12 protein-coding genes are annotated in these 11,924 nt (G+C 67.9%); 4 read left to right on the top strand and 8 right to left on the bottom strand.

All coding sequences use genetic code 11. The features are described 5' to 3' along the window. Positions 1-312: 312 nt before the first annotated feature. From fusA to RT282_RS14365, 8 genes are all read right to left on the bottom strand, one after another. On the bottom strand, positions 313-2,421 hold the full coding sequence (gene fusA / locus RT282_RS14400) for an elongation factor G (RefSeq protein ID WP_313315299.1): 2,109 nt from the start codon (positions 2,419-2,421) through the stop codon (positions 313-315). A gap of 84 nt (positions 2,422-2,505) precedes the next feature. Further along, on the bottom strand, positions 2,506-2,979 hold the full coding sequence (rpsG, locus tag RT282_RS14395) for a 30S ribosomal protein S7 (protein WP_312306601.1): 474 nt from the start codon (positions 2,977-2,979) through the stop codon (positions 2,506-2,508). A 171-nt stretch (positions 2,980-3,150) separates the two neighbouring features. Continuing rightward, the gene (gene rpsL / locus RT282_RS14390; RefSeq protein WP_106845246.1) at positions 3,151-3,528 is read right to left on the bottom strand and encodes a 30S ribosomal protein S12; all 378 of its coding nucleotides are present in this window, start codon (positions 3,526-3,528) and stop codon (positions 3,151-3,153) included. A 118-nt stretch (positions 3,529-3,646) separates the two neighbouring features. Then, a complete protein-coding gene (locus tag RT282_RS14385; protein ID WP_313315295.1) occupies positions 3,647-4,810 on the bottom strand; it encodes a D-alanyl-D-alanine carboxypeptidase family protein in 1,164 nt (387 codons plus the stop codon). A 69-nt stretch (positions 4,811-4,879) separates the two neighbouring features. Continuing rightward, positions 4,880-5,518, bottom strand: coding sequence for an alpha/beta hydrolase (locus RT282_RS14380; RefSeq protein ID WP_313315292.1), 639 nt, complete (start codon positions 5,516-5,518; stop codon positions 4,880-4,882). An 82-nt stretch (positions 5,519-5,600) separates the two neighbouring features. Next, positions 5,601-5,942, bottom strand: a complete 342-nt coding sequence (locus RT282_RS14375) for a (2Fe-2S) ferredoxin domain-containing protein (protein WP_409456819.1) — start codon at positions 5,940-5,942, stop codon at positions 5,601-5,603. Positions 5,943-5,952: 10 nt separating this feature from the next. After that, on the bottom strand, positions 5,953-7,050 hold the full coding sequence (locus tag RT282_RS14370; protein WP_313315288.1) for a VanZ family protein: 1,098 nt from the start codon (positions 7,048-7,050) through the stop codon (positions 5,953-5,955). 21 nt (positions 7,051-7,071) lie between these two features. Further along, complete coding sequence (locus RT282_RS14365; protein ID WP_312306590.1) at positions 7,072-7,491, bottom strand: CopD family protein; 420 nt, start codon at positions 7,489-7,491, stop codon at positions 7,072-7,074. A gap of 192 nt (positions 7,492-7,683) precedes the next feature. On the opposite strand from RT282_RS14365, the gene hemB reads away from it, so the two are divergent. From hemB to RT282_RS14345, 4 genes are all read left to right on the top strand, one after another. Beyond that, on the top strand, positions 7,684-8,691 hold the full coding sequence (hemB, locus tag RT282_RS14360) for a porphobilinogen synthase (RefSeq protein ID WP_313315284.1): 1,008 nt from the start codon (positions 7,684-7,686) through the stop codon (positions 8,689-8,691). A gap of 39 nt (positions 8,692-8,730) precedes the next feature. Next, a complete protein-coding gene (locus RT282_RS14355) occupies positions 8,731-9,933 on the top strand; it encodes a magnesium transporter CorA family protein (RefSeq protein WP_313315281.1) in 1,203 nt (400 codons plus the stop codon). A 69-nt stretch (positions 9,934-10,002) separates the two neighbouring features. Next, positions 10,003-10,485 carry a MarR family transcriptional regulator gene (locus tag RT282_RS14350; RefSeq protein WP_312756459.1) on the top strand — a complete coding sequence of 161 codons (483 nt, stop codon included), beginning with the start codon at positions 10,003-10,005 and terminating at the stop codon, positions 10,483-10,485. A 113-nt stretch (positions 10,486-10,598) separates the two neighbouring features. Then, positions 10,599-11,867, top strand: a complete 1,269-nt coding sequence (locus RT282_RS14345) for an efflux RND transporter periplasmic adaptor subunit (protein ID WP_313315278.1) — start codon at positions 10,599-10,601, stop codon at positions 11,865-11,867. The last annotated feature ends 57 nt before the right edge of the window (positions 11,868-11,924 follow it).

Raw genomic sequence — 11,924 nt, 5'->3', positions numbered from 1 at the left:
CGATCGTGCCCACGTTCACGTGGGGCTTGGTACGTTCGAATTTACCTTTTGCCATTTTCTGTACTCCAAAAGAGCGTTGCCTGTGTGACGGTTTAACGTCTGCACCCGGTTGCTGGTTCGCCCCGCACAGAGCCACGGGACGGCACCGGATCGCAGACAGGAAAATGCTACTGAAAAATGAGCTGCCGGCGCTTATGGAGTAAGGACTGGAGCCATTTTTACCTCCAACCAGAGAAGGCCCCTGAGAACCCCCTCTAGTCAGAGGTGCCCGAGCAAGACTTGCTGTGCAAGTCTTGGTCCGGCACCTGGACTTTATTTGGCCCGCGCGGCCATGATGGCCTCGGACACGTTGCGCGGAGCTTCGGCGTAGTGCTTGAACTCCATCGTGTACGTGGCGCGGCCCTGCGTCATGGAACGCAGCTGCGTGGCATAGCCGAACATCTCCGACAGCGGCACCTCGGCCTTGATGGCCTTACCACCGCCGACCATGTCGTCCATGCCCTGCACCATGCCGCGGCGGCTGGACAGGTCACCCATCACCGTACCGGCGTAGTCCTCGGGCGTCTCCACTTCCACGGCCATCATGGGCTCGAGGATGACGGGGTTGGCCTTCTTCGCGGCTTCCTTGAAGCCGAAGATGGCGGCCATCTTGAACGCCTGCTCGGAGGAGTCCACGTCGTGGTACGAGCCGAAGGTCAGCGCGACCTTGACGTCCACCACCGGGTAGCCAGCCAGGACACCGCTGGTGAGCGCTTCTTCCACGCCCTTTTGCACGGCGGGGATGTACTCGCGCGGCACCACGCCACCCTTGATCTCGTCCAGGAACTCGAAGCCCTTGCCCGGCTCGTTGGGTTCCAGACGGAACACCACGTGGCCGTACTGGCCCTTACCGCCAGACTGGCGCACGAACTTGCCGTCCACGTCCTTGACCGTGGCGCGCACGGTTTCGCGGTAGGCCACCTGGGGCTTGCCGACGTTGGCTTCGACGTTGAACTCGCGCTTCATGCGGTCCACGATGATGTCCAGGTGCAGCTCGCCCATGCCGGCGATGATGGTCTGGCCCGATTCTTCGTCGGTGCGCACGCGGAAGGACGGATCCTCGGAAGCCAGGCGTGACAGGGCGATGCCCATCTTCTCCTGGTCGGCCTTGGTCTTGGGCTCCACCGCCTGCGCGATCACGGGCTCGGGGAAGACCATGCGCTCCAGCATGATGTGGGCATCCAGGTCGCACAGCGTGTCGCCCGTGGTCACTTCCTTCAGGCCCACGCAGGCGGCGATGTCGCCGGCGCGAATCTCTTCGATTTCCTGACGCTCGTTGGCGTGCATCTGCACGATACGGCCGATGCGCTCCTTCTTGCCCTTGACGGCGTTGTAGACGGTGTCGCCCTTGGACAGCACACCCGAGTACACGCGCACGAAGGTCAGCTGGCCCACGAACGGATCGGTCATCAGCTTGAACGCCAGGGCCGAGAACTTCTCGTTGTCGTCAGCCTTGCGGGTGATCCTCTTCTCTTCGTCGTCCGGGTCGGTGCCGGTCACGTCGGGAATGTCGGTAGGCGCAGGCAGCAGGTCGAGCACGGCGTCCAGCATGCGCTGCACGCCCTTGTTCTTGAATGCCGAGCCGCACAGCATGGGCTGGATCTCGGTGGCGATGGTGCGCTGGCGCAGGCCGGCGATGATGTCTTCCTCGGAGAGGGCACCCTCTTCCAGGTACTTGTTCATCAGCTCTTCAGACGCTTCGGCAGCCGACTCGACCATCTTCTCGCGCCACTCGTTGCAGGTGTCCACGAGGTTGGCGGGAATCTCCTGGTACTCGAACTTCATGCCCTGGGAGGCTTCGTCCCAGATGATGGCCTTCATCTTGATCAGGTCGACCACGCCCTGGAAGTTGTCCTCGGCGCCGATCGGCACCACGATCGGCACCGGGTGCGCGTTCAGGCGCAGCTTCATCTGCTCGACGACCTTGAAGAAGTTGGCGCCGGTGCGGTCCATCTTGTTCACAAAGGCCAGGCGCGGCACCTTGTGCTTGTTGGCCTGGCGCCAGACGGTCTCGGACTGCGGCTGCACGCCACCCACGGCGCAGTACACCATCACGGCGCCGTCCAGCACGCGCATGGAGCGCTCCACCTCGATGGTGAAGTCCACGTGGCCGGGGGTGTCGATGATGTTGATGCGGTGCTCGGGCCGCGACAGGTCCATGCCCTTCCAGAAGCAGGTCACTGCCGAGGAGGTGATGGTGATGCCGCGCTCTTGCTCCTGCTCCATCCAGTCGGTGGTGGCGGCGCCGTCGTGCACTTCGCCCAGCTTGTGGGTCACGCCCGTGTAGAACAGGATGCGCTCGGACGTCGTGGTTTTGCCAGCGTCGATGTGGGCCGAGATACCGATGTTGCGGTAGCGCTCAAGGGGTGTTTTGCGAGCCATGATGAGACTTTCGTTAACGGCTGAGAGCCCGTTCGCCGAAAGGGCGAATCGGGCTCCCGCCAGTGCGATAGATGGGGGCGGAACTTAGAAGCGGAAGTGGCTGAATGCCTTGTTGGCTTCTGCCATGCGGTGCACTTCGTCACGGCGCTTCATGGCGCCGCCGCGGCCTTCGTTGGCCTCCATCAGTTCGTTGGCCAGGCGCTGGGCCATGGACTTTTCGCCGCGCTTGCGGGCGGCTTCCTTCAGCCAGCGCATGGACAGGGCCAGGCGGCGCACCGGGCGCACTTCCACGGGCACCTGGTAGTTGGCACCGCCCACGCGACGGGACTTCACTTCGACCATCGGCTTGATGTTGTTGATGGCCGTGAGGAACACTTCCAGCGGTTCCTTCTCGGGCTGCTTCTTTTCGATCAGATCCAGGGCGCCGTAGATGATGCGCTCTGCAACTGCCTTCTTGCCGCCTTCCATGATCACGTTCATGAATTTGGACAGCTCGACGTTGCCGAACTTCGGGTCCGGCAGGATTTCACGTTTGGGGACTTCGCGACGACGTGGCATTTTTCACCTCTATCTTTGCTTCAGTTGGCACCATCTCAGGCACCGCGAGAGCCATCAGGACCCTCACTTACTCGACCCGCGCAGAACACTTGCGTTTGGGGTCACTACGCTGCATCACCGCGCCACGCGGAGGACAGCACCGAAATTTCTTTGCAGAAAAAAGCGCAGGACTTACTTGGCCTTGGGCTTCTTCGCGCCGTACTTGGAGCGAGCTTGCTTGCGATCCTTGACGCCTTGCAGGTCCAGCGAACCGCGCACGATGTGGTAGCGCACACCGGGCAAGTCCTTCACACGGCCGCCGCGCACCAGCACCACGCTGTGCTCTTGCAGGTTGTGGCCTTCGCCGCCGATGTAGGAGATGACTTCGAAACCGTTGGTCAGGCGCACCTTGGCGACCTTACGCAGAGCGGAGTTCGGCTTCTTGGGAGTCGTGGTGTACACACGGGTGCACACGCCGCGGCGCTGGGGGCAGTTCTCCATGGCCGGGCTCTTGGATTTCACAACTTCGACCGTGCGGCCGTGGCGCACGAGCTGATTGATGGTTGGCATTACTGTGGTTCGTCCCTAAACGTGAAAAGCGAAAACGTGAATCCCTTCGGAATTTTCCGAAAAGCCCGCCAGTGTAGCTTCTTATTGCTCGCGGGGCAAGGCGCTTGCGCGCCGCGTCTTATTTGATCCAGAGCCGGATGGCGTCCCACGCGCGGCCGAAAATGCCGGCCTGGCCCACGTCCTCCAGCGCTACCAGCGGCACCTCGGCGACCTGTTGATCGCCCAGCATCACCTTGAGCGTGCCCACCGACTGGCCCTTGGTGAAGGGCGCGATCAGCGGGTCCTGGCGCACCACGGTGGTGGTCAGCTTGCCGGCGCTGCCCGATGGCACGGTGACCACGATGGCGTCCGGGCGGCCGATCTTGAGCGTGCTCTGCGTGCCCTTCCAGATGGCCGGCGTGGCAGCGGCCTGGCCGGCGTCGAACAGCTTGACGGAATCGAACGCCGTGTAGCCCCAGTTCAGCAGCTTCTGGGTCTCTCCGGCGCGGGCGTTCTCGCTGGCGGCGCCCAGCATGATGGACAGCAGGCGGCGCGGGCCGGACTGCGGGAAGTCGCGCTTGGAGGTGGCCACCAGGCAGTAGCCGGCCGCGGCCGTGTGGCCGGTCTTCAGACCATCCACCGTCGGGTCGCGGAACAGCAGCGTATTGCGGTTGTTGCTGTTGGACGCCGGCGTGCCCTCGTAGCGGTACTGCTTGATGGAGTAGTAGTGCATGTACTCCGGAAAGTCCTGCATCAGCCGCGTGGACAGCGTGGCCAGGTCGCGCGCCGTGGTGGTGTGGCCGGGCTCGGTCAGGCCTTCGGGGTTCTTGTAGTGGGTGCCGGTCATGCCCAGCGCCTTGGCCTGCTCGTTCATCAGGCGCACGAAGTTCTCCGCCGTGCCGCCCACGCCCTCGGCCAGGGCCATGGTGGCGTCGTTGCCCGACTGCACGATCATCCCCTTGAGCAGGTCGTCCACCGGCACCTGCATCTTGGGATCGATGAACATGCGCGAGCCGGGCATCTTCCAGGCGCGTTCGGAGACGGGCAGCTTTTGCTCCAGCGTGATCTTCTTGGCGCGCAGGGCGTCGAAGACCAGGTAGCCGGTCATGAGCTTGGTCAGCGACGCCTGCTCCACCGGCGCGTCGATGTCCTTGGCGGCCAGCACCTGGCCGGCCGTCACGTCCACCAGCAGGTAGTTGCGCGCGGCGATCTCCGGCGGCTGGGGCGCCTGGGCCCACAGGGCGGCAGGGGCGAGGATCAGGGCACAGGCAACGGTTCGCAGCAGGGACAGGGCAGAAGGCATCACGGGCAAGAGGAGAGACAGGAAAAAAGAGAAGGGTGAAAGGAAAAAGCCGCCCGTGGGCGGCGCGCATCACGGCAGGGCCGACAGGAGGTGGCGCGAGGCCAGGTCCTTGAGCAGCGGCAATTGTCCGTGAAAGAAATGGCCGCCCCCGGGCACAACCGTAACCGGGAGTTGCTGCGGACGCGCCCAATCCATCACCGCGGTCAGGGGCACCGTCTCGTCGTGCTCGCCGTGGATGACCAGGGTGGACAGATGGGCCTCGGCCGGTACCGGAGCCACATCGAAACGGCTGGCGGCCGTGCCCACCAAGATCGCGCGCTCGACCTGGCGCTCGCCCCAAAGGCGCGCCAGCGCGTGGCTGGCGACGAAGGCGCCAAAAGAAAAGCCCGCCAGGGCGATGGGCCCCTCGGGCGCGGCCTGCTGCACCACGGCCAGCAGGTCCTGCAACTCGCCACGGCCTTCGTCATACACGCCGGCCGTGCCGCCCACGCCGCGGAAGTTGAAGCGCACCGCCGTCCAGCCGCAGGCGACGAAGGCGCGCGCCAGGGTCTGCACCACCTTGTTGTCCATGGTGCCGCCGAACAAAGGGTGGGGGTGGGCAATGACAGCCACGCCGCGTGCGGGCGCGCCGGCGGCCGGGGCGTCGCGCAGCGCCTCGATGGCGCCCTCGGCGCCGGTGAAGGTCAGGCGTTCGGTCTGGGCATTCATAGATTGCTACCAAAAAAATAGCTGCCAGCGCTTGACTGGCAAGGGCTGGAAGCCAAAAGAACCATGAAAGACGCGGCGGCGCTCAGCGCCCCACATCCGGCGCCAGCAGCAGGCGCTCGACCACCTGGCCGTTCTTCAGGTGGGATTCGACGATCTCGTCGATGTCCTCATGGTCCACGTAGCTGTACCACACGCCCTCGGGGTAGACCACGGCCACGGGGGCGCCCGAGCAGCGGTCCAGGCAGCCGGCCTTGTTCACCCGGACCTTGCCCGGGCCGGCCAGGCCCTGGGCCTTGACCTGCTTCTTGCAATGCTCAAAGGCCTGCTGGGCGCCGTGCGCGGCGCAGCAGGCCTCGGGCGCCGCGCGCTCATTCAGGCAAAAGAAGATGTGGCGCTGGAAGTAGGGCTGTGCGGGCGTGGACATGCCGGCCATTCTAGGAGCGGGCCTCGCGGCGCGAGACCTGCAGCAGCACATACACCAGCGTGGCATAAGGCCAGAGCCAGTCCAGCCACTGGCCCAGGCCGTAGAAGCGGATGAAGCGCCCCTGCTCCCAGGCCTGCAGCGTCTGGGCGAAGTAGGCGTCGGTCGGCGCGTCGTTCAGCAGATTCAGGTGCAGCACCAGCACCACCAGCAGCAGCGCCGCGCAGGCCCGCCGCGGCAGGGCCAGCAGCGCCAGCGCCAGCGCCAGGCCCAGCACCACGCCGGCGCGCGCGCCGGGCGTGAGCCACTCCCAGGCATGCGCCGGCCCCCAGCTCAGGCCGGCCGACAGCGCCGTCACGGCCACGCCGATGCCCGCCGTGGCCAGGGCGAACGTCAGGCGCCGGCCCAGCGTGCGCACCACGCAGTAGGCCAGCAGGCAGGGGATGAGCAGGCCCAGCGCCACGGCCAGCAGCTCGCCGGCAGGCGACAGCGGCTCCAGCGCCGGCTCGTGCAGCGGCAGCCAATCCAGAAAGGGCGTGCCCTCCAGCAGCTCGGCCAGGGCGTCCTCCAGCCGCTGCCAGGCCTGCCCCAGGCCGAAGGGCAGCGCCGTCGGAAACAGCAGCGCCCAGGGCCACAGCGCCAGCAGCACCAGCGCGCCGCGTGAATTGGGCACGAACCAGCGCTCGCGCAGGCGGCTCCAGCGCGCCAGCGCACCCAGGCGCTCCAGCAGCGCTGCCGCCAGAGCGCCCGCCAACGCACCGGCGGCGTTCAGCGCCAGATCCATATTGGAGGGCACGCGCCGCGGCAGGAAGATCTGCAGGTATTCCATGCACAGCGACAGCAGCGCGCCGCTGAGCGCCGCCAGCGGCACGGCCGCGCGCGGCCAGCCCGAGCGCAGGCAGGCCAGCGCCAGCAAGAAGCCCAGCGGCGCATAGCCCACGACGTTGATGTTGACGTCGAACCACGTCCAGTACGGCGGCGGAATGCGGGCGGTGAAAAAGACCCAGGGGGACACCCCCTGCTCGCGCCAGCCCTCGAAGGGGAACAGGCTGGCGAAGACGATCAGCGCGGCGTAGATCAGCGCCAGCGGCCAGGCCGAGGTCTTGTGCATGGCGCGCGGGCCTTTGCGCCGTCAGAAAGGCTTGACCACCACCAGCACCACCACGGCCACCAGCAGCAGCACCGGCAGTTCGTTGAACCAGCGGAACCAGGTGTGGCTGCGCCGGCTGGTGCCCGCCTCCAGCTTGCGCAGCAGCACCGCGCAGGCGTGGTGGTAGCCCACGATGACCAGCACCAGCGCCAGCTTGGCGTGCAGCCAGCCGCCGGCGCCGCGCCACCAGCCCAGCCACAGCCACAGACCCAGGCCGATGGCCGGCACCGCCAGCACGGTGGTGAAGCGCAGCAGCTTGCGCGCCATCAGCAGCAGGCGCTGGCGCTCGGCGATGGAGCCGGGATCGACCATCGCCAGGTTGACGAAGATGCGCGGCAGGTAGAACAGCCCGGCGAACCAGCTGGCGATGAAGACGATGTGGAAGGCTTTGACCCAGAGCATCGCCGCAGTGTGCCAAAAAAGAAGCCCGGCGAAGACCGGGCGGGAAAGCCTTGGGGCGGGGGCGCCGCAAGGCCCCGCTCAGGGAGGTGAAGCGGGGGGCGGCCAACCGCCCGGCGGCAATCTAGCACCGCGCGCCGGCGCCCGCAAGGCGGATGCCCCGGCGCCGCGCACGCTGGCGCACAATGGTCCGCCATGCATCTGTCCAATCCCACCCCCTTTCCTGCCAGCCGTCCGCGCCGCCTGCGCCGCGACGCCTTCACCCGCAACCTGGTGCGCGAGCACGCGCTGTCGCCGCACGACTTCATCTACCCGGTGTTCGTGCACGAGGGCGAGAAGCTGCGCACGCCCGTGGCCTCCATGCCGGGCGTGGAGCGCCTGAGCCTTGACCTGCTGCTGCCCGTGGCCGAGGAATGCCTGCGCCTGGGCGTGCCCTACCTGGCGCTGTTCCCGTCCATCGACGGCGCGCTGAAGACGCCCGACGGCCGCGAGTCGCTCAACCCCGAGGGCCTGATCCCGCGCGTGATCCGGGCGCTGAAGAAGGAATTTCCCGAGCTGGGCGTGATGACCGACGTGGCGCTGGACCCCTACACCAGCCACGGCCAGGACGGCTTGCTGGACGACACCGGCTACATCATCAACGACGAGACCGTGGAGCTGCTGGTCGGCCAGGCCCTGGCGCATGCCGACGCCGGCGTGGACATGGTCGCCCCCAGCGACATGATGGACGGGCGCATCGGCGCCATCCGCGAGGCGCTGGAGGCCCACGGCCACATTCACACGCGCATCATGGCCTACAGCGCCAAGTACGCCAGCGCCTTCTACGGCCCGTTCCGCGACGCCGTGGGATCGGCCGCCAACCTGGGCAAGAGCAACAAGGACGTCTACCAGATGGACCCGGCCAACACCGACGAGGCCCTGCGCGAGGTGGCGCTGGACCTGGCCGAGGGCGCCGACATGGTCATGGTCAAGCCCGGCATGCCCTACCTGGACGTGTTGCGCCGCGTGAAGGACGAGTTCGGCGTGCCGACTTTTGCCTACCAGGTGTCGGGCGAATACGCCATGCTGAAAGCGGCTTCGTCCAATGGCTGGCTGGACCACGACCGCGTGATGATGGAGTCGCTGCTGGCCTTCAAACGTGCGGGCGCGGACGGCGTGCTGACCTATTTCGCCCTCGAGGCCGCACGACTGCTCCGCAAATGAGAGCTGCCCGCGCTTGAGGCACAAGCGCGGGAGCCCATTTTGACCACCGAAGCATCGACGCCGCCACCAATCCGCATCTTCCACATCCAGCCCGGCGCCAGCGTGGCCGAGCTGGACGCGCTGCCCACCCGACCGCCGCCGGTGGGCTTTTATTGGGTGGCCTGCACCCGCGCCGAGCTGGAGTCCGGCTTGGCGCGTATCCAGGCCATGCTGCAGGCCGTCACCGGGCTGCAGCTGCTGGACCTGCATGTCACCGACCTGCTCAGCACCCAGCTGCCCTCGCACCACGACTACACCTCGCAGTACGACCTGCTGGTCATGCGCCAGCTGGCCGCTAGCACGCAGGAGCAGGCCCAGCAGCCCCTGCCGCGCACCACGCGCAACGCCCCGCCGGTGCTGCGGCGCATCGACACCAGCCCCGTCGGCCTGGTGGTGTTCGACGCGCTGCTGCTGTCCGTGCACCCGGGCGGCTGCGCCGTGCGCGACAGCTACGCCGAGCGCCTGCTGGCGCCACCGCCCCTGGCCGCGCAGCCGCTGGACGCCGACCACGCCGAGGCCACGGCCGAGGTGCTGGTGTGCGAACTGAACACCGGCCCCTCGGTCGCCGGCGTGCGCCTGCCCGCCAACACGGCCGACCTGATGCTGCGTCTGGTCAACCACATCGTGGACAACTACCTGGACCTGCGCCGCGACCTGACGCGCCTGCTCGACCACTGGCAGGTGGCGCTGTTGAATCCACGCGGGCGCTTCACGCACTGGGGCGCGCTGATGGCCGCGCGCCTGGCCCTGCACCACCTGGCCGAGATCTGCGAGGACCAGCGCTCGGCCGTGCAGGCCTGGACCGGAGGACTGGACGACGGTCACCTGGTTTATGACGACAGCGTGGCCCAGCGCGAGCTGGAGCTGATCCGCGTGCGCGGCCGCGACGTGCTGGAGCACATTGCCCGCGTGGCGCACCACGTGCGCCGGCTGGAGCAAAGCACCGAAGCCGCCGTGCAGATGCACTTTTCGGTGCAGAACAACCGCACCAACGAAATCATGCGCGTCCTCACCGTGCTCACCGCCGTGTTCCTGCCGCTGAACCTGATCGCCGGCATCTTCGGCATGAACTTCGAGTACCTGCCCTTCGTGGACCAGCACAACGGCTTCTGGGGCGCCATGGCCATGATGCTGGTCATCGCCGGCGCGCTGACGGGCTATTTCTGGCGCAACCGCTACCTGGCGCGCACCGGCCGGGGTTGAGATGGCGGCCTGCAGGCGCAGAAGCATTTGCTTTGACAATATTTGCTTGATCAATTATTGTGGCGTGCCATGCCCCAAGCCGCCCCCGCCGACCCGCCCTGCGTCGCCACGCTGACCGAGCGCAGCCTGGGCCTGCAGCTGCGGCGCATCGTCACCCTGCTGGTGGCCGCCATCGACCGGCGCATGGAACCCCTGGGCCTGACCGACGCGCAGTGGAAGCCGCTCTTGCGCCTGCTGTCGGCCGACAGCGCCACGGCCACGGCGCTGGCACGCGAATGCCACATCGACAGCGGCGGCCTGACGCGCCTGCTGGACCGCCTGCAGGCCAAGGGCCTGGTGCGGCGCCAGCGCGCCCCGCACGATCGGCGCGTGGTGCTGGTGGCCCTGACCGACGAGGGCCGGGCCATCGCCAGCCAGCTGCCCGAGCTGCTGGTGCAGGTGCAGGCGCAGCTGCTGCACGGTTTCGACGAGGCCGAGCAGCAGGCCCTGCGCGGCCTCCTGGCGCGGCTGCAGGCCAACGCCCAGGCGCTGGCCGAGCCGGTGCCCGATTAGGCATAAAAAACCACTCAAACCCTTACCCATCAAGCGCAAGCAGCTATTTTTAAGATAGCGGCAGAACCTGCCGGTCCCGCTCACTTTTTCCCTCCCCTCCCCTCTCTTCCACCATGAACGCACCGCAAGCCGCCGCCTCCGCCCCACCCTCGCCCCTGCAGGCCAAGGCCCGCCGCAAGCGCGCCCTGGTGCTGCTGGCCGCCGTGGTCGGCGTGGGCGCTGTCGCCTTCGGGCTGTACGACTGGCTGGTGGCCAGCCACTACGAGCACACCGACAACGCCTACGTGCAGGGCAACATCGTGCAGATCACGCCGCAGACCGGCGGCACGGTGATGTCTATCGGCGCGGACGACACCGACTTCGTGCGCGCCGGCAGCACCCTGGTGCAGCTGGACCCGGCCGACGCCCGCGTGGCCCTGTCGCAAGCCGAGGCCGCCCTGGCACAGGCCGTGCGCCAGGCACGCACGCTGTACGCCAACAACGAGGCCCTGGCCGCCCAGGTGCGGCTGCGCCAAGCCGACGCCACGCGCGCCCAGGCCGACATCGAGCGCGCCCAGGCCGAGGTGGCCCGCGCGCAGGACGATGCGCGCCGGCGCCAGCAGCTGGCCGGCTCGGGCGCCGTCTCCACCGAAGAGGCGAACCACGCCCAGACCCAGCTGACGGCCGCGCGCACCCAGCTGGCCGCCGCCCAGGCCGCGGCCGGCGCCGCCCAGGCGGCCATCGCCGCGGCGCGCGAGCAGCTGGCCAGCAACCGCTCGCTGACCCAGGGCGTGCCGGTCGAGCAGCACCCCAGCGTGCTGGCCGCGGCCGCCAAGCTGCGCGAGGCCTGGCTGGCCAGCCGCCGCACCCAGCTGCTGGCGCCCGTGGACGGCTATGTGGCCCGGCGCAGCGTGCAGCTGGGCCAGCGCGTGGCCGCCGGCAGCCCGCTGATGGCCCTGGTGCCGCTGCGCGAGGTGTGGGTGGACGCCAACTTCAAGGAAAACCAGCTGCGCAACCTGCGCCTGGGCCAGCCGGCCACGCTGACGGCCGACTTGTACGGCAAGAAGATCGAATACCGCGGCACCGTGGCCGGCATGGGCGTGGGCACGGGCGCGGCCTTCGCCCTGCTGCCGGCGCAAAACGCCACCGGCAACTGGATCAAGGTGGTGCAGCGCGTGCCGGTGCGCATTGCCCTGGACGCCCAGCAGGTGCAGGAGCACCCGCTGCGCGTGGGCCTGTCCATGGACGTGCAGGTGGACACGCGCGAGCGCGGCGGCGCCTCGCTGGCCGAGGCGCCGCGCAGCGGGCCCCTGGCGCAGACCCGTGTGTACGACCAGCTGGAGGATGGCGCTGACGCCGAGGTCGCCCGCATCATCGAAGCCAACCTAGGAGCAACCCCCTGAGCGCCTGCGGCGCTTCCCCCTTCTCTGGCGCGCTGCGCGCTGGGAAGGGGGACGACG

Source organism: Pulveribacter sp., from assembly GCF_032079985.1.
In the GTDB taxonomy this organism is placed as follows: Bacteria; Pseudomonadota; Gammaproteobacteria; order Burkholderiales; family Burkholderiaceae_C; genus Melaminivora.
Note: the sequence above shows the minus strand (reverse complement) of the source record. Positions and strands in the feature narration are given on the sequence as shown.

What these genes read in the sequence shown, in the direction of transcription:
- fusA (WP_313315299.1), bottom strand. Translation starts at nt 2,421, where the DNA reads ATGGCTCGCAAAACACCCCTTGAGCGCTACCGCAACATCGGTATCTCG.
- rpsG (WP_312306601.1), bottom strand. Translation starts at nt 2,979, where the DNA reads ATGCCACGTCGTCGCGAAGTCCCCAAACGTGAAATCCTGCCGGACCCG.
- rpsL (WP_106845246.1), bottom strand. Translation starts at nt 3,528, where the DNA reads ATGCCAACCATCAATCAGCTCGTGCGCCACGGCCGCACGGTCGAAGTT.
- RT282_RS14385 (WP_313315295.1), bottom strand. Translation starts at nt 4,810, where the DNA reads ATGCCTTCTGCCCTGTCCCTGCTGCGAACCGTTGCCTGTGCCCTGATC.
- RT282_RS14380 (WP_313315292.1), bottom strand. Translation starts at nt 5,518, where the DNA reads ATGAATGCCCAGACCGAACGCCTGACCTTCACCGGCGCCGAGGGCGCC.
- RT282_RS14375 (WP_409456819.1), bottom strand. Translation starts at nt 5,942, where the DNA reads ATGTCCACGCCCGCACAGCCCTACTTCCAGCGCCACATCTTCTTTTGC.
- RT282_RS14370 (WP_313315288.1), bottom strand. Translation starts at nt 7,050, where the DNA reads ATGCACAAGACCTCGGCCTGGCCGCTGGCGCTGATCTACGCCGCGCTG.
- RT282_RS14365 (WP_312306590.1), bottom strand. Translation starts at nt 7,491, where the DNA reads ATGCTCTGGGTCAAAGCCTTCCACATCGTCTTCATCGCCAGCTGGTTC.
- hemB (WP_313315284.1), top strand. Translation starts at nt 7,684, where the DNA reads ATGCATCTGTCCAATCCCACCCCCTTTCCTGCCAGCCGTCCGCGCCGC.
- RT282_RS14350 (WP_312756459.1), top strand. Translation starts at nt 10,003, where the DNA reads ATGCCCCAAGCCGCCCCCGCCGACCCGCCCTGCGTCGCCACGCTGACC.
- RT282_RS14345 (WP_313315278.1), top strand. Translation starts at nt 10,599, where the DNA reads ATGAACGCACCGCAAGCCGCCGCCTCCGCCCCACCCTCGCCCCTGCAG.